This window comes from Pseudomonas sp. CF161, from assembly GCF_000416215.1.
In the GTDB taxonomy this organism is placed as follows: domain Bacteria; phylum Pseudomonadota; class Gammaproteobacteria; order Pseudomonadales; family Pseudomonadaceae; genus Aquipseudomonas.
On the sequence record NZ_ATLP01000093.1, the window covers coordinates 17,321 to 42,554 of the forward strand.

Annotated in this window: 20 protein-coding genes; 4 read left to right on the forward strand and 16 right to left on the reverse strand. The window is 62.5% G+C overall.

What is annotated here, in order from left to right; translation table 11 throughout:
• Nucleotides 1-22 precede the first annotated feature (22 nt).
• The 4 genes from CF161_RS19815 (at nt 23) to CF161_RS19830 (ending at nt 3,815) form a co-directional block, all read left to right on the forward strand.
• Complete coding sequence (locus tag CF161_RS19815) at nt 23-2,224, forward strand: FUSC family protein (RefSeq protein WP_020298383.1); 2,202 nt, start codon at nt 23-25, stop codon at nt 2,222-2,224.
• Entirely contained in the window at nt 2,214-2,414 is a 201-nt protein-coding gene (locus CF161_RS19820; protein WP_020298384.1) for a DUF1656 domain-containing protein, read from the forward strand. The genes CF161_RS19815 and CF161_RS19820 overlap by 11 nt, the downstream gene beginning before the upstream one ends.
• 10 nt (nt 2,415-2,424) lie before the next feature.
• The gene (locus CF161_RS19825; RefSeq protein ID WP_020298385.1) at nt 2,425-3,288 is read left to right on the forward strand and encodes an HlyD family secretion protein; all 864 of its coding nucleotides are present in this window, start codon (nt 2,425-2,427) and stop codon (nt 3,286-3,288) included.
• Between the two features lie 92 nt (nt 3,289-3,380).
• Entirely contained in the window at nt 3,381-3,815 is a 435-nt protein-coding gene (locus CF161_RS19830; RefSeq protein ID WP_020298386.1) for a DUF3592 domain-containing protein, read from the forward strand.
• Between the two features lie 44 nt (nt 3,816-3,859).
• Here the strand turns inward: CF161_RS19830 and CF161_RS19835 are convergent, their stop codons facing one another.
• The 16 genes from CF161_RS19835 to yaaA all read right to left on the reverse strand — a co-directional run bounded on the left by CF161_RS19835 (nt 3,860) and on the right by yaaA (nt 25,068).
• Complete coding sequence (locus CF161_RS19835) at nt 3,860-4,891, reverse strand: SEL1-like repeat protein (protein WP_020298387.1); 1,032 nt, start codon at nt 4,889-4,891, stop codon at nt 3,860-3,862.
• Between the two features lie 170 nt (nt 4,892-5,061).
• A complete protein-coding gene (locus CF161_RS19840) occupies nt 5,062-5,886 on the reverse strand; it encodes an SDR family oxidoreductase (protein WP_020298388.1) in 825 nt (274 codons plus the stop codon).
• Between the two features lie 35 nt (nt 5,887-5,921).
• Complete coding sequence (locus CF161_RS19845) at nt 5,922-6,386, reverse strand: hypothetical protein (protein ID WP_020298389.1); 465 nt, start codon at nt 6,384-6,386, stop codon at nt 5,922-5,924.
• Nucleotides 6,387-7,000: 614 nt separating this feature from the next.
• Complete coding sequence (locus tag CF161_RS19850; RefSeq protein ID WP_020298390.1) at nt 7,001-8,452, reverse strand: mannose-1-phosphate guanylyltransferase/mannose-6-phosphate isomerase; 1,452 nt, start codon at nt 8,450-8,452, stop codon at nt 7,001-7,003.
• Nucleotides 8,453-8,568: 116 nt separating this feature from the next.
• The gene (locus tag CF161_RS19855; RefSeq protein WP_020298391.1) at nt 8,569-9,222 is read right to left on the reverse strand and encodes an alginate O-acetyltransferase AlgF; all 654 of its coding nucleotides are present in this window, start codon (nt 9,220-9,222) and stop codon (nt 8,569-8,571) included.
• 14 nt (nt 9,223-9,236) lie between these two features.
• Nucleotides 9,237-10,412 (reverse strand): alginate O-acetyltransferase, encoded by a 1,176-nt coding sequence (locus CF161_RS19860; RefSeq protein ID WP_020298392.1) that lies wholly within the window; start codon nt 10,410-10,412, stop codon nt 9,237-9,239.
• Between the two features lie 11 nt (nt 10,413-10,423).
• Entirely contained in the window at nt 10,424-11,989 is a 1,566-nt protein-coding gene (locus CF161_RS19865) for an MBOAT family protein (RefSeq protein ID WP_020298393.1), read from the reverse strand.
• A 152-nt stretch (nt 11,990-12,141) separates the two neighbouring features.
• Nucleotides 12,142-13,257: a mannuronate-specific alginate lyase gene (locus CF161_RS19870; RefSeq protein ID WP_020298394.1), complete on the reverse strand. Its 1,116-nt coding sequence runs from the start codon at nt 13,255-13,257 to the stop codon at nt 12,142-12,144.
• 7 nt (nt 13,258-13,264) lie between these two features.
• Entirely contained in the window at nt 13,265-14,725 is a 1,461-nt protein-coding gene (locus CF161_RS19875; protein WP_020298395.1) for an alginate O-acetyltransferase, read from the reverse strand.
• An 11-nt stretch (nt 14,726-14,736) separates the two neighbouring features.
• Nucleotides 14,737-16,311, reverse strand: a complete 1,575-nt coding sequence (algG, locus tag CF161_RS19880) for a mannuronan 5-epimerase AlgG (RefSeq protein WP_020298396.1) — start codon at nt 16,309-16,311, stop codon at nt 14,737-14,739.
• 41 nt (nt 16,312-16,352) lie between these two features.
• The gene (locus CF161_RS19885) at nt 16,353-17,831 is read right to left on the reverse strand and encodes an alginate export family protein (protein ID WP_043229962.1); all 1,479 of its coding nucleotides are present in this window, start codon (nt 17,829-17,831) and stop codon (nt 16,353-16,355) included.
• A gap of 35 nt (nt 17,832-17,866) precedes the next feature.
• Nucleotides 17,867-19,378: an alginate biosynthesis TPR repeat lipoprotein AlgK gene (algK, locus tag CF161_RS19890; protein WP_256206454.1), complete on the reverse strand. Its 1,512-nt coding sequence runs from the start codon at nt 19,376-19,378 to the stop codon at nt 17,867-17,869.
• 2 nt (nt 19,379-19,380) lie between these two features.
• Nucleotides 19,381-20,550: an alginate biosynthesis protein Alg44 gene (locus CF161_RS19895; RefSeq protein ID WP_020298399.1), complete on the reverse strand. Its 1,170-nt coding sequence runs from the start codon at nt 20,548-20,550 to the stop codon at nt 19,381-19,383.
• 35 nt (nt 20,551-20,585) lie between these two features.
• Entirely contained in the window at nt 20,586-22,067 is a 1,482-nt protein-coding gene (alg8, locus tag CF161_RS19900; protein ID WP_020298400.1) for a mannuronan synthase, read from the reverse strand.
• A gap of 94 nt (nt 22,068-22,161) precedes the next feature.
• Entirely contained in the window at nt 22,162-23,478 is a 1,317-nt protein-coding gene (locus CF161_RS19905) for a nucleotide sugar dehydrogenase (RefSeq protein ID WP_020298401.1), read from the reverse strand.
• Between the two features lie 810 nt (nt 23,479-24,288).
• On the reverse strand, nt 24,289-25,068 hold the full coding sequence (gene yaaA, locus CF161_RS19910; protein ID WP_020298402.1) for a peroxide stress protein YaaA: 780 nt from the start codon (nt 25,066-25,068) through the stop codon (nt 24,289-24,291).
• Nucleotides 25,069-25,234 lie beyond the last annotated feature (166 nt).

Genomic DNA, 25,234 nt, shown 5'->3' on the forward strand with positions numbered 1-25,234 from the left:
GCTGACGACTGAGAAGGACCCGATGACTCCCTTGCCTGCACCGTTGCGCTGGCTGCACTCCCTTGAATGGCGCCGGGGTTTCTTTGACTGGGCGCGCAGCGACGGCGTGACCTGGGTCTACATCTTCAAGGTGCTGACCGCCGCGTTCCTTACCTTGTGGCTGGCCATGCGCCTGGAGCTGCCGCAGCCGCGCACCGCGATGATCACCGTGTTTATCGTGATGCAGCCCCAGAGCGGCCAGGTGTTCGCCAAGAGTTTCTACCGCTTTCTGGGGACCCTGACCGGGTCGGCGGTGATGGTCGCGCTGATTGCCCTGTTCGCCCAGAACACCGAGCTGTTCCTCGGCTCCCTGGCGATCTGGGTCGGCATCTGTTCGGCCGGCGCGGCGCGTTATCGCAACTTTCGCGCCTACGGTTTCGTGCTGGCCGGCTACACCGCCGCCATGGTCGGCCTGCCAGCCCTGGCCCATCCGGACGGGGCCTTTATGGCGGCGGTGTGGCGGGTGCTGGAGATCTCCCTGGGGATCCTCTGCTCGACCCTGGTCAGTGCCGCGATCCTGCCGCAGACCGCCAGCGCCGCGATGCGCAACGCCCTGTACCAACGCTTCGGGGTGTTTGCCCTGTTTGTCACCGATGGCCTGCGTGGACGCAGCCAGCGCGAGGCGTTCGAGAGCGGCAACGTGCGTTTTATCGCCGAGGCGGTGGGCCTGGAGGGCCTGCGCAGCGTCACGGTCTTCGAAGACCCGCACATGCGCCGGCGCAACGGCCGCCTGAGCCGCCTGAATAGCGAGTTCATGAGCATCACCACCCGCTTCAACGCCCTGCACCAATTGCTCGAGCGCTTGCGCGGCAGCGGTGCCGACCACGTGGTGGCCGCGATCAAACCCGGGTTGCAGGACCTGGCGGAACTGCTGGACGGGTTCTCCGGCCGGGCCCTGACCAGCCCCGACGCGGCGCGCCTGGCCACGGCCCTGGCGGCCTACAAGGCCGAGCTGCCGGCCCGGGTGCGCAGCCTGCGGGCGCAGTTCCAGGAGCTGCAGCCCAGTGACGCCGAGCAGCTGGATTTCCACACCGCCTACGAGCTGCTGTACCGCTTTGTCGACGACCTGCACGGCTATGCCCAGACCCACGCCTCGCTGGCCGACCACAGCCATGAACGCGAGCGCTGGGACGAACCCTTCACCCCGCAGACCAACTGGCTGGCCTCGGCCGCCTCGGGGATCCGCGCGGCCTTCGTGCTGGTGGTGCTGGGCAGTTACTGGGTGGCCACGGCCTGGCCCAGCGGCGCCACCATGACCCTGATCGCCGCCGCCACCATCGGCCTGTCGGCAGCCACGCCGAACCCCAAGCGCATGGCGTTCCAGATGGCGTGCGGGACCTTTATCGGGGCGATCATCGGCTTTGTCGAAATGTTCTTCGTGTTCCCCTGGATCGACGGCTTCCCGCTGTTGTGCGTGATGCTGGCGCCGGTGATCGTGCTGGGCTCGTTCCTCACCTCGCGTCCGCAGTACGCCGGGATCGGCCTGGGGCTGCTGATTTTCTTCAGCACCGGCTCGGTGCCGGACAACCTCACGGTCTACAACCCCTACAGCTTTATCAACGACTACATCGCCATGGTCATGGGCATGCTGGTGTGTGCGGCGGCCGGGGCGATCATCCTGCCGCCCAACAGCCGCTGGCTGTGGCGCCGACTGGAGCAGGACCTGCGTGGCCAGGTGGTGTACGCCATCAGCGGCAAGCTCAAGGGCCTGGCTTCGAGTTTTGAAAGCCGCACCCGCGACCTGCTGCACCAGGCCTATGGCCTGGCGGTGGGGCAGCCCCAGGTGCAGCGCGAGCTGCTGCGCTGGATGTTCGTGGTGCTGGAAGTCGGCCACGCGATCATCGAATTGCGCAAAGAACAGGCGATCCTGCCGGTGCACCCGGCCTATGCCCAATCCCAGCCGTGGCGCCAGGCGATCCGGGTCATGGGGCGCTCGCTGGTGCGGCTGTTCCTGCAACCGAGCCAGAGCAACCTGGAGCGCGGCCTGATCGCGGTCGACCACGCCATCAGTCGGGTCCAGGCCACCGACGAGCCCTTCGCCCCGCACTTCGACACCTCGGCCCTGCGCCGGGTGAAAAGCTACCTGCACTTTATCCGCAGCTCATTGCTCGACCCCCAGTCGCCGCTGGCGGCCTATGCCACACCGCGCCCCGTTGCCGTCCAAGGACCCGAACATGCCTCGTGAAATCGCCTTCCACGGCGTTTACATGCCGACCATGACCCTGATGTTTTTTATCGCCGCGGCCCTGGCCTGGGCCCTGGACCGGTTTATCGCCGGCTACGACCTGTACCGCTTTTTCTGGCACCCGGCGCTGCTGCGCCTGAGCCTGTTCACCTGTCTGTTCGGCGCCATGGCGCTGACTGTTTACCGTTGAGAGTGACCCGATGAAAAAGTTCTTCAGCCTGCTCGCGACCCTGCTGGTGCTGGCCCTTGCCCTGTGGATCGGCCGCACCCTGTGGGAGCACTACATGAACACCCCCTGGACCCGTGATGGTCGGGTGCGGGCGGACATCATCAACGTCGCCGCCGACGTCACCGGCGAAGTGGTCGAGGTGCCGGTGCGCGACAACCAGTTGGTGAAAAAAGGCGACCTGCTGATGCAGATCGACCCCGAGCACTACCGCATCGCGGTCAAGCAGGCGCAAGCGCTGGTGGCCTCGAAAAAGGCCACCTGGGAGATGCGCAAGGTCAACGCCCACCGCCGCGCCGACCTGGACAACCTGGTGATTTCCAAGGAAAACCGCGACGACGCCAGCAACATCGCCGACTCGGCCCTGGCCGACTACCAGCATGCCCAGGCGCAACTGGACGCCGCCGAACTCAACCTCGCGCGCACCCAGGTCCGGGCGGCGGTGGACGGCTATGTCACCAACCTCAACGTGCATCGCGGTGACTACGCGCGCATCGGCGAGCCGAAAATGGCCGTGGTCGACATGAATTCGTTCTGGGTCTACGGCTTCTTCGAAGAAACCAAGTTGCCCCACGTGCGGGTGGGCGATAAAGCCGACATGCAACTGATGAGCGGCGAAGTGCTCAAGGGCCATGTGGAAAGCATCTCCCGCGGCATCTACGACCGCGACAACCCGGAGAGTCGCGAGCTGATCGCCGACGTCAACCCGACCTTCAACTGGGTGCGCCTGGCCCAGCGGGTGCCGGTGCGCATCCATATCGATGAAGTGCCGGACGGCGTGCTGCTGGCGGCGGGGATCACTTGCACCGTGGTGGTGAGGCAGGAGGGGGAGCAATAGGGACGGGAATGGCAGCCGCTGCACAAAACGGTTGCTGCGGCCCGTAGCCACTCTCTATATTCGCCGCACTTTGTTGAGCAGGGATGACGTGGGTGAGGATTTTTCCAGGGAGTATTTTTTTACTGGCAGCGCTGGCTTTCGGCGCCGGTGCCGTGCATTTCTTCCACCAGTTTGCCGATTACCGGCTCAATGGCCTGCCCAGTGTCGGCACGGTGTTGCGGGTCACGGTGTACCCGGTCAACAACGGTGGCAAGTCCAGCTACACCCGTTACACCGATGTCCGGTTCGCCACGGCCGATGGCACGCTGCTTGAGCACAGCTTCCACGACGAACTGTCCGGAGCCAAAGAGGGCGATCAGGTGGACCTGCTGTATAAACCCGGCAACCCTCAGGATGTGATATCGGCCAGTTGGAGCACGCTGTTTTTCGGCTTGGTGATGACGCTCGGCGTGCTGGCCGGGCTGCTGGCGTTTTCGTCGTTTACGCCCCTTAAAGCGCTGCCGGAAGACCCGCCCGTCGAGCCCTGAATCGGTCATTTGAGGGTGGGCCGGTCACGTGCGCCGCTGCGCCGTTACTGCTTGCGCTTGGCCAGGATGGTTTTGGCCTGGGCCACGGTGTCTTCCACGCTCAGCTCATCATTGATCAGCAAGGCATGCAGCGCCGGGTCCTGCCACAGGTCCACCGCCGGGCCGGTAGTTTGCACACTGCGGGAAATCAATGCGTAGGCGATCACCTGGCCACGGGTGTGGAACTGCGGGTAGAGGTCCTGCATGTCCACCAACTGGGCCACGAACGCACGCCGTTGCACAGGGGACATGCCCTCGAACACCTGCGGGTGGCTGTAGTACAGATCCGCTGAGCTGATGGCGATGACGATCTTGCGCAGCGCCTGCTTAAGGTCCTTTTCGGGGGTGAGCTGGCTGAGCAGTTGGGTGTAGTGCTGTTCGCCTTCGGCAATTTGCTGCGGGCTCATTTTGCGCTTCACTGCCTCGACTGTTTGTCCATCATCCAGGATCCTGGCCCAGGCATAGGCCACCGGGAAATTACCCTGGTCGCGGCTCCAACGCACCATGTCCTGTTGCGAGTCCTGGTCGCCGTGCCGAGCGGCACGCTCGAGCCAGCCCATGGCCAATTCCTTGTTTGGCGGTTGGCCCAGCTTGCCCACGCTGTAGAGGTCGGCCAGGCCTGCTTCGGCGCAGGATTCATTGTGCTTGGCGGCGTAAGCGATGTAGTTGAAGGCTTCGCTTTTGTCATAGTCGTTTTGCCTGGCGCCGACAATGCCGCCCAGGATGCACAGGCTCGTGGTGTAGCGAGGGGCGGCCATGATCAGGCAACTGCGGGCCATTTTTATTTCCTTGCTGGCCTGCAAGGTACGGCCTGCGCCATAGAGCAGCTCGTCCTCATCGCTCAGTCGGCTGCCGAGGCCGAGCAGCAACTCGCTGTCCATATCCGGCGTGCAGTATTGGTTGGCCTCGACCTTGGGCAGGATCTGTTCGAGGCTCAAGTCCGGCAGGGAGTTATTGAGCTTCTCGTCCGGTGACGAGGCATTGCAGCCCGCCAGCAGACTGAAGAGGGCCAAGGGCAGCAGGCTACGACATTTCAATGGGGAGTCCCTGAGGTTCAATCGAGTAAAAGCGAGGACGCCAGGAGGGCATGAGCAGGGGCGGGGTGCAGCCGTTCCGTGCTTGAGGTGCCGCGTCCCTGCGATTTGAGTGCGGGCATTCTACGGGCATCGGCGCTGCGCACAACGGTGTGATGGCCGGCGGTGAACGATCAGAGCCTGGCGCTCAATCCGAAACGCTTCATCAGCACCTTTTCCAGCAGCCCCTTGGGCAATAGTGCGGCCAGCAGCGGCAGTGCGCGGCTGCCATTGCCGATCCGCACCAGGCGCGGCGGCGAGTCCTGCTGCACGGCCTTGAGCAGGTGGGCGGCGAACTCGCTGGCGGGGGTCGGTTTGTCCTGGGAGGCCTTGGCCCGGTTGCGAATCCCTTCGCGCAGCGGCCACCAGGGCGATTGTTCGTTGATCAGTTGCTCGGCTTCATGCCCGGCATTGCGCGCAAAGCTGGAGGCAATGGCCCCGGGCTGGACTTCCATCACGCGGATGTCGAATGGCGCCAGCTCCATGCGCAGCGCGTCGCTCAGGGCATGCACCGCCGCTTTGGAGGCGCAGTAGGCACCGGCAAAGGGCGTCACCAGCACCCCGGAAACGCTTCCGATATTCACCACCAGCCCGCGGCTGCGGCGCAGCACCGGAAACAGCGCCCGGGTCACCCCGACCACCGAGAACACATTGGTTTCGAACTGGCGCTGCATGGCTTCGACGCCACCGTCGAGCAGCGGGCCCATGGCGCCGTAGCCGGCATTGTTGATCAACAGGTCGAGGCCTCCGTACTGCTGGTTGATCTGCTCGCCCAGGGCGCTGAGGGCCGGGCCGTCATTCACATCCAGTTGCAGTGCGCTAAAGCCGGCGGCGTGCAGGGCTGCCACATCCTCACTTTTACGCGCGGTGGCCAGGACAGTGAAACCGGCGTTTTTGAAGACGTCGGCCAGGGCGCGGCCAATACCGCTGGAACAACCGGTGATCAACGCGACGGGCATGGCGCGGTCCTTGTGCTGTGAGGGGGAAGGGGCAATCAGTCGGAGAAGCTACCTTGCAAACGCTCGGCGCGAAACTCCAGGGTCTGTGGGCGGTAGCCGGAGCGCAGGGGCGGCAGCGGCAAGCAGTCTTCCCAGTTGGCGCCGGCCTGCAACTCGCCGGGGCCGCGATAGCGCGGGGCGCTGTACTGGTTGTCGGCAAGATTGACCGTATCCCCCGGGGCGTAGGCGGCGATGCGCCAGCGCAATTCGATCAGGGGCACGTCGTTGCCGTTATTCATCTTCAACTGCAAGGGGCGGTCGGCCGGGCAGGTTTGGGGAGCGTAGGCGATGCGCAGCTCCAGGCGCGCCAGTTGCTGGGCTTCGCGGTTGTCCAGCCAGACCACCCAGCAGGCCACCAGGGCCAGACCAAAAGCCGCCGCCAGAGACACGGGCAGGGCTTTGGCGGGGTAGCGCAGAAGCAGGATCAACCAGGTGATGACCAGCAGAACGCCGATGAACATGACATGCGCCTCGGGCAAGAGAGGGGGACATCCTACCTAAGCGTAGGTGGGGTTGGCGATGGAGGAGGGCTTTGATGAGGTTATCCACAGGTGTTGTTTATTTGTCCGTAGGGACAATAGAAGGTCTGTTAAAGCGGTTTTAGGGGGATAGTGGCCGTCATGTGGTCGACTCCGGTGTCTTTCTGACTAAACGACAGGCGTGTCCTAATGTCCTTCATCAGTTCTCTTGATGAGGCTGGTCTGCTGCTTGGACTGTTCAAACCAGATCAGCCGAGCACGCTGTTCGGTTGAAGAATTCGAACCGTCGCAGAGGAACTCGATGACGGAGCGCTACATAAAGCTCCAGGAACGGTGTGGTTTGATGAAAGGAAGAGGTGTTGCAGGCCTGATCGATGTTTCTTGATCAGGGAGTTGAATGGGCGCTGCGTCTGCGTGGGAGGGACGTGGCGCTTTTTCTTGCCGCTTGAAGCTTGCCACTTGCCGCGGCTTAAAAAAATCCCCCTGGCCCATTGCCTGCGGATAGGGGACGCAGACCATGGACCAGAGGGTTGAAGGTATTGCTGACAACGACGATCCGCTTTTACTTGCAGCTAGCCGCTTGAAGCTTGTCGCTGTTACTGAGCGATTGTCTTGACCGACACTCCACGTTCCACCGGTGTGGAGCGGCCGTAGATATCTTCGAAGCGTTCGATATCGTCTTCGCCCAGGTAACTGCCCGATTGCACTTCGATGATCTCCAGCGGGATTTTGCCTGGGTTGCGCAGGCGATGGACCGAGGCGATGGGGATGTAGGTCGACTGGTTTTCGCAGAGCAGGAACACGTTTTCGTCGCAGGTGACTTCGGCGGTGCCGCTGACCACGATCCAGTGTTCGGCGCGGTGGTGGTGCATTTGCAGGGACAGGCAGGCACCCGGCTTGACCGAGATGTGCTTGACCTGGAAGCGTCCGCCCATGTCCACCGAGTCATAGGAGCCCCACGGACGGTAGACCTCGCAGTGGTTCTGGGTTTCGCTGCGGCCCTGTTCGTTGAGGGTGTTGACCATCTGTTTCACGCCTTGGACCTTGTCCTTGTGGGCGATCATCATGGCGTCCTTGGTTTCGACGACGACGATGTTTTCCAGGCCGATCACCGACACCAGTTTGCCGTTGCCGTGGATCATGCAGTTGTGGCTGTCCTGGATCACCACGTCGCCTTTGCTGACGTTGCCGTTGGCGTCTTTTTCATGCACGTCCCACAGCGAAGACCAGCAACCGACGTCGCTCCAGCCGGCGCTCAGCGGCACCACGCAGGCGCGTTGGGTTTTTTCCATCACGGCGTAGTCGATGGAGTTGTCCGGGCAGCAGGCGAAGGTGGCTTCGTCGATGTCCACGGTGTCGGCGTCCTGCACGCTGCGTTCCAGGGTCAGCAGGCAAGTGTCGTAGATGTCCGGGTCGTGTTTTTTCAGCTCTTCGAGGAAGCGGCTGGCGCGGAACAGGAACATACCGCTGTTCCAGAAATAGCCACCGTCCTTGACGAATTCGGTGGCGCGCTTGTGGTCGGGCTTTTCGACGAACTGCGCGACCCGGCTCACGCCTTCGGGCAGGTGGATATCGCTGCTGGACTTGATGTAGCCATAACCGGTTTCCGGTTTGGTGGCCGGCACGCCGAACAGCACCATCTCGCCTCGCTCGGCGGCCACGGTGGCCAGGGCCAGGGCGCGCTGCAGGGCTTTCTGGTCGTCCAGCACGTGATCGGCGGGCAGCACCAGCATCAGTTCGTCACGGCCTTCGTTGACCAGCAGCATCGCGGTCAAGGCCACGGCCGGTGCGGTGTTGCGACCGAAGGGCTCCATCAGGATGCGCTGCGATTCCAGTTTGCGGGCACTGAGTTGCTCATTGACGATAAAGCGATGGTCCTTGTTGCAGACCACGATCGGGGTGTCCATGCCGTCGAACACCAGGCGCTCCAGGGTCTGCTGGAACAGGGTCTGTTCGCCGGTCAGGGCGAGAAATTGCTTGGGGAATTGCTTGCGCGAAAGCGGCCAAAGACGTGAGCCGCTACCACCTGACAAGATCACCGGAATCATGTTGTTACTCCTTCAAATATCGTATGGGTTAGAGCTACTGCGTTCTGTCGTTTCACTCTTGTTTTTGTCTCGTTGTCGCCGCTGCCCCGTATCTGGGCAGCGGCTACAGATTCGGGTTAGCGGGTGGAGACGGGGCGTTTCACCCACACGGGCGACAGGCTGCTGCCATTGCCGGTGACGTAGAGCACGGCGGCTTCACCGCGCTCCAGGGCCACGGGCTTGAGGTCGCTGACTTTTTTCTCGCCGTCGTACAGGGCGAAGCTGACCTTGACCGGGTTGATCTCGCGCTCGCCGCGGCCCTTGGCGGCCACGGCCTTGACCACGTCGGTCTTGCCGTCGGCGGTTTTCAGGGTCAGGGATTTGTCGCTGAGGTTCTGCACCCGTACCAGGGACTTCTGCTTGTTCTTGAACGGCGGTTCTTCGATCAGTTGCGGCTGGCCGCTGGCGTTGTTAACCAGGGTGTAATAGTGGTCGGCGGCGAGTTTGACTGGCACGGTCTGGCTGCCGACCTTGGCGCTGTAGTCGCCGCCGGGCATGAAGCTGAAGTCGCTGCTGGCCAGCGGGGCGACGTCGTTGAGGTTGGTGCTGCCGACGGTGGCGCTGACTTCGCTGTTGCTGGCGTTGTAGATCCGCACGAAGGACGAGCCTTTAGGCGCGGTCGGGCCGTAGAGCGCGGCGTCGCCGGCGAAGGCGGACATCGACAGCACGCTCATGCCGGCGGCCAGAGTGAGGGCCTTGGCGAGACGACGCGGAGTAGTAGTGAAAGTCATGGTGTACCTCTCTTTCAGTTTTGCGCCCGGTCGGGCGTCTCGGATTTATTGAGTGCAGCTACGTTTTGTTGGCTGGCGCCGGCTTTTTTCAGCTCGGCGACCCACTGCGGGTCGGCGTCGCCGATTTCGTTGTTCACAGGCAGATAGCGTTCGGGGAATTCCCAGATCAGCACTTGCGGCGGATCGTTTTTGAAGGCGTCGCTTTTCAGGTAGCTGAGCATCGGCAGGATCGGGCCGTGGCCGTCTTCGGCGTAATTGACCACGTCGCTGTGCAGCGCCTGCTTCAGCGCGCCAACGAAGTTCCAGTTGGGGTTGGCGCTGTAGCTGGTGCCGATCAGTGCCACCGGCACCTGGTTGTCGGCGAACAGCGCATCGTCGGCGGCCGGCTGGTCGTCGGCGGCGCGGGTCACGCGTTTTTGCAGCGGCTCCTGGGCCGGCATCAGGTTTTCGAACAAGGGGTCCAGGGGCAGGAACAGGCGCAGGTCACCCTTGTGCTCCACGGTCTGCTCGGCTTCGGTGACGAAGCGCTGCGGCTGGCCGCTCAGCGGGGCTTTTTCGGCAATTGCCTTGGCCAGTTGCCGGGCGGCGATTTCGGCGCCATTCGGGGTCCAGTGGGTGTCGGTGCGCAGGAACACCTGCTCACCCCGTTGCTTGGCCTGTTGCAGCGGGCCCAGCAGGTCGGGAGCGAGGATCTTGTCGGCCGCGACCCGGGCGTGGAAGTCCTGGTAGAGGTTGGCGTGGATGCTCGCCGGCTGCACGTCACCCAGGTGTTCCGGGTACAGGCGGACCTTGGCCGGCACGATCGCCATCACCAGTTTCACGCCTTTGGCTTTCAGGGTCTGGCGCACGCCTTCGACCAGGGCGTAGTTGCCTTGCAGGTTCAGCTCTTCGTTGACGATGGGGTTGAATTCTTCATCGCTGTACAGCCACTGGTCGCGGCCCAGGACCACGCCCGGACGGCCTTCGTTGAACAGCTTGAAGTCCAGGGCGGCCCAGAGGTTGGTGCCCAGGCGCTTGATCGGGAACTCTTTGTCGTAGTGGGTTTCCACGGCCTTGGTCCAGCGTCCGTTGAGTACGGTGGCATCGCTGTTGGTGCTGAAGCCGAAGAAGCTGCGCACCGACCACAGGCCCAGGACCATCAGGGTCACCAGGAACAGGGCGATATAGACAATGCGTAATGAGCGGGTCATGGGCAGATCCCTCAGAACTGGAAGTAAAGGAACGGCGAGAAGCTTTGCGCCGAGAGTTTGAGAATCGAGGCGATAAACAGCAGCAGCACCAGGGTGCGCATCAAGTAGCGCGGCCAGTCGGCGGTCCAGTAGGCCGGTTGCACCTGGGCATCGGTGCCCACGATGTAGCCCGGCTGGTGGATGCTGCCGGGGTTGTCGCCGGGCACAGCCTTGATCAGGCCCGGCTGAGCGGCGGCCGGGCCATCGCTGGCGGCGCTGACTTCAGGCTGGGTCTTGGCTGGCGGACGGTTGCGGTAGAAGTCCCGCAGGCCGAAGAACGCCAGGGTCAGGTAGGCCACGATCAGGGTCGCCACTTGCAGGCCGGTGAGGCTGGCGCGGTTGAGTTCCGACAGCGACCAGTCGCCAAAGCTGAACATGGCGCCGTACATACGGCCGGCGACGTGCAGGTTTTCCGCGCGGAAGATCACCCAGCCCATGACCACCAGGAGGAAGTTCAAGGCCCAGCGGATCGGGTTGAAGCTGCGCGGCGAGGTGTTGAGGCCGATGGCTTTTTCAATCGCCAGCCACATGCCGTGCCAGGCGCCCCAGACGATGTAGGTGATGTTCGCCCCGTGCCACAGGCCACCCAGGAGCATGGTCAGGAACAGGTTGCGGTAGGTGGTCAGGGTGCCTTTGCGGTTACCGCCCAGGGTGATGTACAGGTAGTCCCGCAGCCAGGTGGAGAGGCTGATGTGCCAGCGCCGCCAGAACTCGGTGATCGACTGGCTGATGTAGGGCTGCTTGAAGTTTTCCATGAAGCGAAAACCCATCATCAACCCCAGGCCGATGGCCATGTCGCTGTAGCCGGAGAAGTCGAAATACAGCTGGGCGGTGTAGGCCAGGGCGCCGAGCCAGGCATCACCGGTGGTCGGGTTCTGCAGGGCGAAGCAATGGTCGGCCACCACCGCCAGGGTGTCGGCGATAAACACCTTCTTGATAAAACCCTGCATGAAGCGCGTGCAGCCTTCGGAGAATTTATCCAGGGTGTGGGTGCGGTTGTTGAACTGGTCCGCCAGGTCGCGAAAGCGCAGCACGGGGCCGGCGATCAGGTGCGGGAAGATCGCCACGAACGCCGCAAAGTCGATCAGGTTGCGGGTGGCCGGGGTGTCGCCGCGGTAGACGTCGATGATGTAGCTGATGGACTCGAAGATGTAGAACGAGATCCCGATCGGCAACAGGATGTGGGTCAGGATGAACGGCTCCAGACCGTAGGAGGTCATCATCGCGTTGATGCTGTCCACGCCGAAGTTGGCGTATTTGAAGTAGCCGAGGATGCACAGGTCGACCCCGACCCCGAGCAGCAGCCAGCGCTGGGCGGGTTTGGTGCGCACACCGGCGGCGCCGACCTTGAGGCCGATCCAGTAGTTCCACAGGGTGACGCCGGCGAACAGCGCCAGGAAGTCCACGCGCCACCAGGCATAGAACACATAGCTGGCGATCAGCAGCAGCAAGTTGCGATAGCGTTGCCCGCTCAAGTAGTACAAGCCGAGAAAGATCGGCAAGAACAGAAACAGGAACACATTGGATGAGAAAACCATCCCGATCTCTCCGTGTTTAACCAATAGACAGAGGCCGCAGCCCCCCCAAACCCCCCCGTTGAAAAACGGTTGGGTTGTTACCCTGTTGCAAGTACTTCATGTGGCCAGGGAGTCAGCTCCCTGGCCACCACCGCGCTCGGCCGGGATCCGTTTCAAGAGCCCTTTTCATGGGACGGGTCATAAACCTTGGTCAGGTCGCCGCCGAGGCGGAAGGTCTTGAACGGCTGCATCTTGTGCTTGCGTTCCAGCACCTCCGGGCCACAGGTGTAGAGGCTGCAGAAGGGTTCGAGCCAGGCGAATTTGGAGTCGACCTTGAGGTCGGTCATGTCCTGTTCCTTGCCGTTTTTCTTCTCGAAAATATCCGGGTCCTTGACCCCGGCCAGCACCTGGTCCCCCAGGCGCTTGAGGGCGCCGTTGTTTTCCTGGCGCAGGTCCACCCCGTTGACCTGGGCGAAGCTGGCGATCATCGCCAACGGCGGCAGGGCGTAGTTGTGGTAGGCCAGGGCGCGTTGCTGGCGCTTGAGTTCGTTGGGCAGGAAACCGTCGGCATCGACCTGGTTGGCGCCGACCTTGTATTCCTTGACGGCCCAGTCGAACAGGTCGCGGCGGTTGGTGGCGACGGAGGTCGCCATCACCGACCAGGCGGCCCAGTACGAGTGATTGTTGGTTTTTTCCAGCGGCAGGTTGTCCCAGTCGCTAACCACCTGATCGGCCATCTTGCTGAACCAGGCTTCGATCAATTGCGCTTCCTGCTGGTGGGTCGCCAGCGGATGGGAGTCGGAGAACTTCAGGCGGATATAGGCCGAGGCCATGCTGCCCAGGGCCCATTTGCGCATGGACTTGCCGGTGTGGTTGAAGTCCTTGGACATCAACGCGTCGGCCTTGGCCCAGGAGGTCAGCCAGTTGAGGGTGCATTCCAGCTGTTCCGGGCGACCGTCACGCATGAACTGCATCACCCGCTTGCTGGTGCCGCGCTCGAGCTTGGTGATGTCGGCAGTGGTGTCGCGGAAGGCTTTTTCCGACTGCACATTCAGGGTCGAACGGGCCTTGTCCGAACCTTCGTACTTGCTGCGAAACTGCAGGGCGCCGGTATAGGGCGCGGGCATGGCATCGCAGCCTTCGCTGTTGTCGCCAGTCTTGAACTTGTCCACCGGCGCGAAGTAGCCCTGGGGCGGACGCAGCGGGGCGGCGGCCTGGGTGCTGCCGGCGAACATCGCCAGGCTGAGCAGGGTCGGTGTCAGGAGTTTTTTCAGCGTTGCAGTTTGCATAGAAACCTCATTGCCCGATTTGCGCGGTGCGTTGCCCAGCGCTCGGGAATACGTTGCGTTTGCAAATTTTCGCTTCGACTTTCTGGCCTGCGGTGCCCGCTTCGGGGCCCTGGACTTCGACCGCCAGCAGGTTTTGCGAGGCCCAGTCTTCGTCAGTGCGCAGTTCAAAGGCGAAACGCCCATCGGTGTCGGATGTTTCCGGTTTTTCGATCTTGATGTCCTCGTGGCGCCCGTTCATGTACCAGAGGGTGGCTTGCAAGGTTTTCACCGAGGTGTCGGCGAAGCGGATATCGACCTGATGACTGCTGTTGCGCAGGTCCATGTTCTTGCTGTTGACCATCAGCTCGTTCTTGCCGGGCTTGAGGGTGGTGCTGGCGCTGAGCTGGGCGTCTTTGCCTTCGCAGCCGTTGTCGAGCAGCGCCATCATCTGCCGGTAGATGGTTTCCTGGTCCAGGCGATACAGCGGTGAGAACTCCCAGATCAGGATCTTCGGCGGCTTGTTCTGGAATTCTTCGCTGCCCAGGTACTGCAGCATCGAGCCCTCCAGGCCACCGCCGGGGAAGGCGACGTTGAGGATATCGGCCCCCAGTTCCTGCTGCAGGAAGCCCGAGAAGTTGTAGTTCTTGCCGCTGTGGCTGGTGCCCACCAGGGTGATTTCCGGGTTGCCGGAATCGCCGAACAGGTCGCCGTCGCCGGCCTCGCCCTTGGGCTCGGTGGTGAACTGGTCCATGTACTGCACCGCGTAGCTGGTGCCGCACAGTTGCCCGGCCATGTTGTGCAGGGTGCCGGTCTTGCCCATGCGCCCGGACTTGTGGGTCTCGAATTCACGCTTGGGAATGTCGGCGAAGGCCGGCATCTGTTTGACTTTTTCCGCCACGATCTTCGCCGTGCGCTGGGCGCCGTAGGGGGTCCAGTGCTGGTCGCCACGGAAGTAGAAATCATGGGCCGGCAGGGTGTCGGGCAGCTGTTCGTTGGTCAGCGGCGACAGGTCCGGCACCACATAGCCCATCAGGGCAAAACGGCCGAGCATGCCCTGGTAGCTTTTCAGCGCCTTGTCATAGTCGAAGCGGGCCTTCTGCTCGGGGTTGAGTTTGTTGCGGTTCACCAGGCCCCGGGTTGGCTGGTAGACCACCACCAACTCCACGCCCTTGCTCTGGAAGGCATCGTGCAGTTGCTTCATGCGTCGCAAGCCTGCCGGGGTGGTGTTGAATTCGGTGCGCAGGTCTTCCTGGGTGCGGAACAGCCAGTCGCCCTGGGCTTGCACCAGGGTGGTGAAGTTCTGCTGGTAGCGGGTGACGTAATTCTTCGCGTCGTGGGCGGCCGGGCACAGGTTGCAGCACGGCTCGGCGCTGAAGGTTGGCGCCTTGACCTCGGCGGCCGCGTCATCGGCGCGGGCGCCGGCGCTGGCAGCGAGGATGCCGGCGGTCAACGCCGACAGGCTCAGGATCTTGATCAGGTGTGGGTGCATAAAAGTCATCCTCAATCGCGCAATTCGGTCTGGCGTTCGACGGGGTCGATCAGCACCGCTTTTTGTTGGCGTACCAGCAGGTCGAGAATCTCGTCCTGGCGCTCGCCGAGAATCCCCGAGAAGCTGATGCCGCTGCTTTTGGTCGGCGCGAGCATCGAAACGCGGTACAGCTCCACGCTCAGCGGCGAGTCGATGGACATCGGGCCGCTACCGTTGGCCGCCAGTTCGCCGCCGACCACGATCAGCGAGACCTGGGCATCGAACGGATCGAGCTTGATATCGCGGTCGGTGTCGGAGAGGTCCTTGATGTGGCCATAGACCCCGGTCAGGCCGTTGGCCATGGAGATGTTTTCGTAGAGGCGGATATTCACGCTGTTACGAATGCGGATGCCGTGGCGCTTGTTGCTCAGCACCTTGTTGCCCCACAACAGATTGTCGGCACTCTCGTAGAGGGTGATGCCGTCGGTGTGGTTGCGGTAGATCTCGTTGTAGGCGATCACGTTGTTGATGCTGTTGCGGTCGATCACCAGGCCCGAGAGTTTGTTGTCGAAGCTGCGGTTGTTGAAGATGAAGCTGTCGTTGACCTCGCGGGAAATGATGATCCCGTGCTTCTTCTTGGTCCCGTGCACGGTGTTGTCCGCGATGATCAGGCCGTGGGAACGGTCATGGGGGTCGATGCCGTAGACGATGTTGTCTTTGTAGGTGTTGCCCTTGACCACGAAGTCGCGGGTTTCGTAGCAGTAGAAGCCGTACCACATGTCCGAAAACTCCGAGCCGACGATCCAGCCGGTGGGTTCAGGGCGCTTGAGGACCTTGGCCATGTTCGGCGTGTATTGGGAAATACTCACGCCGTAGGACTTGCTGTTGGCGTAGCCGAAGCTGGCCATCTGGCTGTTGACGATGTAGGTCTCGGTGCCACCCCAGGCCAGCAGGAAGGGCCGGAATTCCTTGGGCGAGCGGAAGGTCGCCGGGCCGTTGTCCTTCTCGCGCCAGCCGGTGACCTTGGTGTCACGCACAAACAGCTGGCCATCGTTGACCAGGAACGAACCGCCTTCCTGGGACAGGCGCAGCTCCTTGGTCTGCTGGTCGATATCGAGGATGCCGTGGCGTCCGACCACGATCGGGATCCTGGCCAGGTAGACCCCGGGTGCGGTTTCGCTGATGTACTGCTTGGGCAGTTTTTTCACCAGGTCCTTGAGGTTGATGTAGCCGTCGTCGACGAAAATGGCCTGGGGGATCCCGTGCTGGCGCACCACCCATTCGGCCATTTTGTTATCGCCGCCGATAAAGTCCTTCAGGGCGTCTTCCTGCATCATGCGGCGCACGCTGATCTTGCCCGGCTTGCTGCGCACGATCTTGGCCGCTGCTGCCTCGGCGGTGTAGCCGGAGAGGTCGGGCAGGGTCGGCTTGGCCAGTTCCAGCGGCTCGGTCGGTGCGCTGCTGACGGTGTAGGTCTTGGCCTGTTGCAGTTCCTTGGCCACGATTGGCGCCTTGGCCGGTTCGGCCGTCGCGAAGGCGGCCGAACTGGCCAGCAGCATCGCGCCGGCCAGCAGGCTGAGGCAGCCTTTCGCGGCATGGCTGTTCATGGGGTAGCAATTCATGGTGGGCACTCCCTTCGCGGTTCGCATCAGAAGCGCCAGATCACGTCGATAAACGCGCGGTGCATGTACGAGTCGACGTCTTTGCCGTAGGCATCGCCGGGCTTGAACACGCCGCCGCGAAAGCGCACCAGCGCCGAAGGTTCGTCGATGGATTGGCTCAGTGCGGCGGGCAACAAGCCTTGCTTGAAGTACTTGGTGACCACCAGGTCCATCTCCTGGCCCAGGTCTTTCTTGCCGTCTTCAGGCAGCGAGGTGCTGGAGATCAGTGCGCCGGAGCCGTCGTAGGTGTTGTCGAACGCGCTGATACCGTTGCTGCCCACCGGCTTGTTGCCGTCCACGCGCCAGAACTTGTGGTAGATCAGGCTGGCGTCGTATTCGTCGTTGAGCATCCACGAGCCGAACAGGGTGGCGGTCTGCATGTTGTTCATTTCGCCACGGAAGGCTTCACCGAAACGGTGCACCCGCGAGCGGGTCCCGGTGTAGTTGGAGCGGTTGCTTTCCAGGCCGTTCTGCTCGTAGTCGCCACTGGCGCGGGCATAGGCCGCGCCGACTTGCCAATGCGGGTCCAGGCGCAGGCGCACACCGAGGTCGGTGGCCCAGCCGCTGATGTCGTCACTGCGCTTGGCCTCGGCCGGGCGGCTGCCATCGGTCGTCAGGGCGTTGACCGTGTCGCGGTCGCCGCGCATGCCGGTCAGGCTGGCCCAGTAGTTGACGGTGTTGGTGTTGCGCCAGTTGTAGGCGTCGCTGTCGGCGGTGAGGCCGAGCCAGCTGATGTCACCGTTTTCCTTCTTGTCCAGGGAGTCGGCTGCTTCACCCGGGGTCGGGTAGTCGAGCTTGCCGTCGTCATGGGTGTGGTGGCCGCGAATGCCCACCCAGTTGCCCGGGGTCCACTGATAGGCGGCATCGCCGTAGACGTGCAGGCGATCCTGGTCCTTGGGCGCCAGCTCCTTGAGGTCGGTGCGGTACTCGCTGAAGCGTTCGGCGGCGCCGACGTTGGCCCGCAGCAAGGTGGTGTCGAAGGTCCAGTTCAAGGCTTCGATATTGGTGTCGCGCCATTGCCCGTCGTCGTTGCGCAGGCGCTGGCGACCGAGTTTCAACTGCTCGCCGGGGTAGGGCGTGAAGCCGCTGTAGCCGACCCAGAATTCGCGCAGCGCCAGGTAGTTCTTCTTGGTCTTGCGGTCACCGTTGTCGGTGGCCTGGGTGCCGTCGCTGTCGGCCTGTTGCAGGGTGTCGGTCTCGATGATGTCGGTGGACGTCACGGCCTGGCCCATGGCGTAGGCGCTCCACGCGCCACGTTCGCCGTAGACCCAGGGCCGCAGGTCCAGGCCCAGGCCGTTGACGTCGCCACCGCTGGCGGTGCCGAGGTCGCGATCGTCTTCGGACTGGCCGGTGATTTTCACTTCCAGGCCGAAATTCTTGGTGTCGGTCATGGCCGCCAGGGACGGCGTCGACCAGACCAGCACGCAACCCAGGGCGATGCCCAGTTGCGAGAGACGAAAGCGCATGCCGGTCGCCGCGGTGTGGAAGGGGGAATTGCGGGTCATAGGGTTTCCTCGCCGTCTTCTTCTTGCAGGGCGTGCAGTTGCAGCGTGTTCTGGCTCAGGGTGCCGCGCAGGGCTTGTTCCTGTTGCAGCAGGCGCTGGGCTTGGGCGCGCTGGGCAGGCGGCAGTTGGCTGTCGAGCTGTTGCGCAAGCTCATTGGCTTGCGGGGTGTCCTGGGCTTTGGCCAATTGGCTGAAAACGTAGGCGTTGACCGGGTCGGGCTGGGTGCCCTTGCCCTGGGAAAACAGCTGGGCAATGGCGAAGTCGGCGCTGTTCTGGCCGTTGCGAGCGGCCGTCAGCAGGTGGTCCAGGGCCTTTTGCGGATAGACCTGGCCCAGGTAGCCGCGACGGTAGATCTGGCCCAGGTAGTAATCGGCGGCCACTTCCTTGCCCACGGCTTTCTGGAAGTGTTCCTCGGCGACCTTGGCGTCGGCCGGGACCCACTTGCCTTCGTAGTACAGCTTGCCCAGCAGCAGCTCGGCGCGTGGCTGGTCGGCGGCGCGGCCGTTGTCCAGGTATTGCATCATCTTGTCGACGTCGCCCAGTTCCGGGAAGTCGTAGAGCAATTGCGCGAGGCTGACCCAGGACGCCGGGTAGCCCGGGGCGACCTGTTCCAGCAGGGCCTGCGCGGTTTTTTCGTCGGGCTTGCCCAGCGTCGCATCGCCCAGTACCCGGGCCACGCTGTCGACGCGCTGGGCGCTGACGGTGCCGCGGCTGTAGCCGGCTTGCAGTTGCTTGAGCAGCTCGGCCTGTTGCTCGGGCTGGCCGCGTTTCTGGTACACGGTGGCCAGCTCGACGTAGCAGATATCGGTGCTGTTGAGCGCGGCCTTGCAGATGCGCTCGACTTCATCCAGGTGCTGGTCGTAGGTGCCCTGGGTGCGATACAGCAGCACTTGGGCCAGGCCGGCTTCGGGGTAGCCGGCGGCCTGCCATTGGCTGATCTGTTGCTGGGCGTTGATGTTGGGGAAGCTGTGGGGGTATTGCAGGTACAGCATCGCCAGGGGAATCAGGGTGTTGCCTTCGCCATTGGCAAAGGCTTTTTTCAGCAGGCCTTCGGCCTCGTGCTGCTCGGCTTCGGTCGAACCCGGCTTGGCCACCAGCAGCCGGCCAAGGCGGGCCTGGGCCCGTGGCGAGGTGTCGGCGGCGGCGCGGTAGGTGGCTTCGGCCTGCTTGATCTGCGCCGGGTCACGGCTTTCGACCTGGATATCGGCCAGGCCGACCTGGGCCTCGCTGTAGCCCAGCTCCGCCAGCTGGCGGTAGTTCTGTTCGGCCAGGGCGGTGTCGCCACGCTTCAGGGCTTCGTTGGCCAGGCGCTGGTCGGGCAGGCCGGCGCAACCGGCCAGGGCCAGGGCGGCCACCAGGGGCAGCACCGATACCTGCAGCCGCCGCAGGCTGCGACGATCGAAAGCAAGGCGCTGGCCGGGGCAGGCCGCGCGTTGTGTCAGGAGTCCGCTGTGTGGCCGGTCGCAGCCTGGGGCTGCGGCGACTGAGGTATGGGTAGGCACTGTCATGGTTACAGACCCGCCGCCATGGCTTTATCGATCAGCCAGTTCATGGAAGGACCGCGATCGCTGCTGACTTCCACCGGACGCCCGGCAAAGGTGCTGCTCAGTGGGGCATCGGGTTTGATCTGGACCCGGATATCGGACGACAGGTCGGCGCTGTTGAGGCTGGTGCTGCTGACGATCTTGCCGGTGCGGGTGCTGTCTTCGCCGGCGATCTGGAAGCTCACCGGGGTACCCGGGCGGACGTCGGAGAACTGGCGATAGGAGAAGCGCGCCTCGACGTTAGCCTGGCTGTTGCGCGGCACCAGCTGGAAGATCACGTCGCCTTTGCTGGCGTACTGGCCGTCGGCGACCATCTGCTGGGCCACGGTGCAGTCGCAGGGCGAGGTCAGGGTGCCGGTCATCTGCTTGCCGAACAGCTCTTCGACCTTGGCCGGTTGCAGCTGGTCTTCGTCCAGGTGGCCCTTGAGCACGTCGAGCATGCTGGTGCTGAAGGTGGCCAGCGGCGCGCCTTTGGCAGCGAGGCCGTCGGCTTGCACCAGGCTTTGCACGGTGCCGTCGCGCGGCATGGTCACGTTCATCCCCGGAACGTTGACCAGGCCGGCCTGGGCGTGGCTGACGAAGTACATGCCGTACACCGACTTGAGGATAAAGCCGAAGGCGGCCAGGCCGACGATGAAGATCCCGGCGCTGAAGGTCACGGCGCGCAGGCGGCCGAAGGCGGTCATGCCGTGGCCGCCGTCCTTGACCTTGCGCGCCTTGGTGAAGTTGTCGCGCTGCAGGGTGGCGAGCACGTCGCCCATGGTCACGATATCGCCGGACAGGTGGGAGGTGATCAGGTGACGCAGGGTCGAGATGTCCTGCGGCTCCAGGTTCTGGAACTGGCAGCCGACGCGGCCGGTCTGGCGGTCGTGGGAGCGGATCTGCAACTCGACGTCCATGGCCAGGCCGAGGTTATCGATGACGAATTGCAGACGGCCTTTATGCACCTCGCCGACGGTGAGCGCCTGCTGCCCGGCGTTGAAGCTCAGGCCGCCCGCGGACAGGTCGTGGACCCGTACTTCCAGGGGCGTACGGTCGGTCCCGAAAAAGCGCAGCTTGGCCGGGATCTTGACCCGGGCATGTTGGCGTTGGGCTTCGGATTCATGCACTACGTTGACGTTCACGGCGGTGTTCATAAGGGCTATTTCCTAGTTAATTCAGGCAAGGCAGGTCAGACCATCAGCAGCAACACGGCGACGAACACGCTGCCGGCGGAGAAGGTCATGGTCCGAGACGACCAGGTGTTGAACCAACGTTGAAAGCTGGCGAGATCACGGGTCAGTTTGGTGTCCTGGCGGGTCCAGGACTGTTGGTCGAGGCGGAAGAACACGTAGATCTTCACCAGCGCACCGACGATCTGGTTGTAATAGAGAATCAACGGGTAAGCGGGGCCGATCCGGTGCCCGGAGCAGGACAGCAGCAGGGTCAGGATCAGGCGGGTGATGCCGATCCACAGCAGGTACGCGAGGATGAAGGCAAAGCCGTATTTGAAGCTGGCGATGATCGCCACGGTCAGGCCGAGCAGGGAGGTCCACATCGACACGCGCTGGTCGAACAGCACCACGCTGGTGAACAGCCCCAGGCGCTTCATCCCCAGGCCCAGGGCCCGGGAGTTCTGCCGCAGGTTATTGCCGTACCAGCGGAACATCAGTTTGCGGCTGGCCTTGATAAAGCTCTTTTCCGGCGGGTGCTCGACGGTGTTGATCGCGGCATCCGGCACGTAGAACGTGTCGTAGCCCAGGCGCATCAGGCTGAACCAGCTGGACTTGTCGTCGCCGGTGAGGAACTTGAAGCGGCCCAGGCGCCAGTGTTGCAGCGAGTCGCTTTCGACGTCGGCGATGAAGTCCGGGTCGGTGACCACGGTGGCGCGGAACACCGACATGCGCCCGGTCATGGTCAGCACGCGCTTGGACAGGGCCATGGAGCACATGTTGATGTGACGCTGGGCGAAGCGCAGCTTGTGCCACTCGCTCATGATGTAGCCGCCACGCACTTCGCAGAACTCATTGGTGGTCAGGCCGCCGACATTGCCGAACAGCTGGAACCAGGGCACGGTCTTGCGCACGACGCCTTCGGCCAGCACGGTGTCGCCGTCGATCACGGCCACCACGGCGCGGTCGTCCGGCAGGTGGCGGGAGATGGCGCGGAAGCCGAACGCCAGGCCGTCACGCTTGCCGGTGCCGGCGATGCGTACGAAGTCGAGCTTGACCCGCTCCGGCGGGTTCATCTTGGCCCACAGGCTTTTCACCAGCAGCTCGTCGGACATTTCCACGAGGGAGCAGACCACGGTGGTGGGGAAGCCGCATTCGATGGCTTCGCGGATCACCGAGCTGTAGACCTGGGCGGTGGTCAGGGCATCGATGCGAAAGCTGGTGACCATCAAGAACACATGGGATGGATCGGCGGCCTTGCCCAGCTTGCGCACTTTGCGCCGCAGGTGCGGGTAGACCACGTACAAAAACAGCATGCCGCGCAGAAAGTGCGTGGCGCCCATCGAATAGCGCCAGATACCCACGGCGCCAATCAGGAAGATGAAATCCTTCGACTCGGCGTCAAAGGTGGAGGTGGGCAACGCCAGGGCGAGACCCATCAACAAACTGAGGTAGAACAGCCAACCGGCGGCTTGTAACAGGCTGTGCTTGAGCCATTGCATAATCTGCATCCTAAAATCAGTTGCAAGCTCCAAGCCGCAAGCTCCAAGCGCGGAGCCCTTGCTTACGGCTTGTAGCTTGAAGCTTGCCGCTGCTTTACCAGCAAATGCCTTCGGTACGGCCACTGACGCTGGTGGCCTTGGACATGAAGCCGACCAGGTCGATCACCTGTTTGCCGTGGGGCGCGGTTTCGGCCAGGGCGCGGAACTTCTCGTCGCGGTTGCCGAGGATGATCACGTCGGAGTTGTCGATCACCGAGTCGAAGTCCGAGTTGAGCAGGGACGAGACGTGGGGGATCTTCGACTCGATGTAGTCCTTGTTCGCCCCGTGGACCCGGGCGTACTCGACGTTGCTGTCGTAGATGCTCAGGTCATAGCCCTTGCCGATCAGCATTTCCGCCAGCTCCACCAGCGGGCTTTCACGCAGGTCGTCGGTGCCGGACTTGAAGCTCAGGCCCAGCAGGGCGACTTTGCGCTTGTCGTGGCTCTGGACGATGTTGAAGGCGTTCTGCACCTGGGATTCGTTGCTGCGCATCAGCGAGTTCAGCAGCGGCGCTTCCACGTCCAGGGAGCCGGCGCGGTAGGTCAGGGCGCGCACGTCCTTGGGCAGGCACGAGCCGCCGAAGGCAAAGCCCGGGCGCATGTAGTACTGGGACAGGTTGAGGGTCTTGTCCTGGCAGACCACGTCCATCACTTCACGACCATCGACGCCGACCGCCTTGGCGATGTTGCCGATCTCGTTGGCGAAGGTGACCTTGGTCGCGTGCCAGACGTTGCAGGTGTACTTGATCATCTCGGCCACGGCGATGTCCTTGCGGATGATCGGCGCGTCGAGTTCTTCGTACAGCGATTGCAGGACGTCGCCGGAAGCGGTGTCGAACTCGCCGATAACGGTCATCGGTGGCAGGTCGTAATCCTTGATCGCGGTGCTTTCACGCAGGAACTCGGGGTTGACCGCAACGCCGAAGTCGACGCCGGCTTTCTTGCCCGAGCAGTCTTCGAGGATCGGGATCACCACGTTGGCGACGGTGCCCGGCAATACGGTGCTGCGGACCACGATGGTGTGGCGGGTGGTCTTGTCACGCAGGACAAAACCGATCTCGCGGCACACGGCTTCGATGTAGTTCAGTTCCAGGTCGCCGTTCTTCTTGCTCGGCGTGCCGACGCAGATCATCGACAGGTCGGTATCGCGAATCGCCTCGGCGAAGTTGGTGGTGCCGCGCAGGCGACCGGTCTCGATGCCCTTGGCCAGAAGTTCGCCCAGGCCCGGTTCAACGATCGGCGATTTGCCGGCGTTGATCATATCGATCTTGTCTTTGGCAACATCGACGCCAATTACGTCATGGCCCCGTGCAGACAGGCAACCGGCACACACTGCACCGACGTAACCCAAACCAAATATGCTGATGCGCATCGCATTTACCTCTGTGTTATTCATGCCATTAAATGGCTGGAGTTAATGTTTGCCAGCGGTAGTTACGCACTCGGAAGTGCAGCGAACAGGCGCTGTAGTGCCGTGGCGGGCAGACTAATTTCCGAGTGACTCAATAAATGCACTCAAGTTGTGCGCAACTTGGCCTTGTTGTAAGGGCATGCCCTTGAATGTGGCCGGCCGTCCGTTGGAGGGCCTTTCCGAGCTTCGCTGCAGACCCTGTGGCAATGGCTGGAAGCCATGACGGGCGTGCGTTGGCGGCGCTTTCGGAAGCGCTGAATAGGGGCTATGCCTTGGCCTTGTAGGGGATAGTAATGATGCGTTATCTCCTGTCCTTAAAGGGTTAGTTCAAGTTTTAGACGGGTCGGTCAAACGTTGAAGCTAACTTGCCTGGTGTTAGTTGTTTGCGTGTAAGTCATCTCTTACAGCGACGATGAGAATCGTTACCGGTGGTATGAGCGGTGGTTAAGGACATAGTTCCGACCCACTCATCCTGTTTTCTGAAATTTCTTGAAATAAGGACAAAGATGGCACTGCTCTCATATTGATGGCACGTGCGGTTTGAACCTTTAGTTATGGGGAGTTGCAAGGCGGGGATACTTTTGTGCCACTACCGTTTAAAAAAAAGAGTGCCACTACTGAAAAAAGTCACATCTGTCGAGTGAAAGAAAAGTTATAAATTCAGAACAAAGGCTATTCGCGTCAACTAAATGACGCGAAAAGATCGAGGGAGGAAGGAAAGATATAAAGTTGGCGCGCTGATTGTAGGACAACAGCGCGTGGGGGCGTGCGTTATTCCGGCGCGTGGTCGCGCAGGAACACCAGGTTTTCCGGTTTTGACTGTTCGGCGCTGTAGCGATAACCCTGCACATCGAATTGCTTGAGGGCGGCCGGGTCGTTGATGCGCTCTTCGATCACGAAACGGCTCATCATGCCGCGGGCTTTTTTGGCATAGAAACTGATGATTTTGTACTGGCCGTTCTTCAGGTCCTTGAACTCGGTGTTGATGATGCGTGCATTCAGTGCACTGCGTTTCACCGCCGAAAAGTACTCGTTGGACGCCAGGTTGAGCAGCAGGTCATCCCCTTGCTCGGCCAGGGCTTCGTTCAGCCATTCGCTGATGCGTGTGCCCCAGAAGGCGTACAGGTCCTTGCCACGGGCGTTGGCCAGTTTGGTGCCCATTTCCAGCCGGTAAGGTTGCATCAGGTCCAGGGGGCGCAGCAGGCCGTACAGGCCGGAAAGCATGCGCAAATGCTGCTGGGCGTAGTCGAACTGGGCTTCGTTGAGGGTCTGGGCATCCAGGCCGGTGTACACATCACCCTTGAACGCCAGCAGCGCCTGTTTGGCGTTGGCCGGGGTGAAGGCCGGGTTCCAGCTGCCGAAACGCGCGGCATTGAGGCCGCCGATCTTGTCGGAGACATGCATCAGCTCGCTGATCTGGGCCGGGCTCAGTTCGCGCAATTGCTCGATCAGCTCCTGGGAATGGTCCAGGTATTGCGGCTGGGTAAAGCGCTGGGTAACCGGTGGGGTCTCGAAATCGAGGGTCTTGGCGGGTGAAATCACCATCAGCATGAAGTCGTCTCCTGTAAGCGTCGGGGGATTCTAGGGGCTTGGGCGCCCGGACTCCACCTATGAAGGCGATAGGTGACGCAAGGCGGGTGTGCTGGGCGTTGTGGCGGTTGGCGAGGGAGCAAGCGGCCTCGCCACAGGGGCGGATCGGCTATAGTGCGGCGCGGGT

Excerpts from the sequence above, each read along its gene's own strand:
- CF161_RS19895 (WP_020298399.1), bottom strand. The coding sequence starts at position 20,550 with ATGAACACCGCCGTGAACGTCAACGTAGTGCATGAATCCGAAGCCCAA.
- CF161_RS19845 (WP_020298389.1), bottom strand. The coding sequence starts at position 6,386 with ATGTTCATCGGCGTTCTGCTGGTCATCACCTGGTTGATCCTGCTTCTG.
- CF161_RS19885 (WP_043229962.1), bottom strand. The coding sequence starts at position 17,831 with ATGCGCTTTCGTCTCTCGCAACTGGGCATCGCCCTGGGTTGCGTGCTG.
- CF161_RS19865 (WP_020298393.1), bottom strand. The coding sequence starts at position 11,989 with ATGGTTTTCTCATCCAATGTGTTCCTGTTTCTGTTCTTGCCGATCTTT.
- alg8 (WP_020298400.1), bottom strand. The coding sequence starts at position 22,067 with ATGCAATGGCTCAAGCACAGCCTGTTACAAGCCGCCGGTTGGCTGTTC.
- CF161_RS19820 (WP_020298384.1), top strand. The coding sequence starts at position 2,214 with ATGCCTCGTGAAATCGCCTTCCACGGCGTTTACATGCCGACCATGACC.
- CF161_RS19840 (WP_020298388.1), bottom strand. The coding sequence starts at position 5,886 with ATGCCCGTCGCGTTGATCACCGGTTGTTCCAGCGGTATTGGCCGCGCC.
- CF161_RS19905 (WP_020298401.1), bottom strand. The coding sequence starts at position 23,478 with ATGCGCATCAGCATATTTGGTTTGGGTTACGTCGGTGCAGTGTGTGCC.
- CF161_RS19860 (WP_020298392.1), bottom strand. The coding sequence starts at position 10,412 with ATGACCCGCTCATTACGCATTGTCTATATCGCCCTGTTCCTGGTGACC.
- CF161_RS19815 (WP_020298383.1), top strand. The coding sequence starts at position 23 with ATGACTCCCTTGCCTGCACCGTTGCGCTGGCTGCACTCCCTTGAATGG.
- CF161_RS19875 (WP_020298395.1), bottom strand. The coding sequence starts at position 14,725 with ATGCACCCACACCTGATCAAGATCCTGAGCCTGTCGGCGTTGACCGCC.
- yaaA (WP_020298402.1), bottom strand. The coding sequence starts at position 25,068 with ATGCTGATGGTGATTTCACCCGCCAAGACCCTCGATTTCGAGACCCCA.
- CF161_RS19870 (WP_020298394.1), bottom strand. The coding sequence starts at position 13,257 with ATGCAAACTGCAACGCTGAAAAAACTCCTGACACCGACCCTGCTCAGC.
- CF161_RS19850 (WP_020298390.1), bottom strand. The coding sequence starts at position 8,452 with ATGATTCCGGTGATCTTGTCAGGTGGTAGCGGCTCACGTCTTTGGCCG.
- algK (WP_256206454.1), bottom strand. The coding sequence starts at position 19,378 with ATGACAGTGCCTACCCATACCTCAGTCGCCGCAGCCCCAGGCTGCGAC.
- CF161_RS19855 (WP_020298391.1), bottom strand. The coding sequence starts at position 9,222 with ATGACTTTCACTACTACTCCGCGTCGTCTCGCCAAGGCCCTCACTCTG.
- CF161_RS19825 (WP_020298385.1), top strand. The coding sequence starts at position 2,425 with ATGAAAAAGTTCTTCAGCCTGCTCGCGACCCTGCTGGTGCTGGCCCTT.
- algG (WP_020298396.1), bottom strand. The coding sequence starts at position 16,311 with ATGAACAGCCATGCCGCGAAAGGCTGCCTCAGCCTGCTGGCCGGCGCG.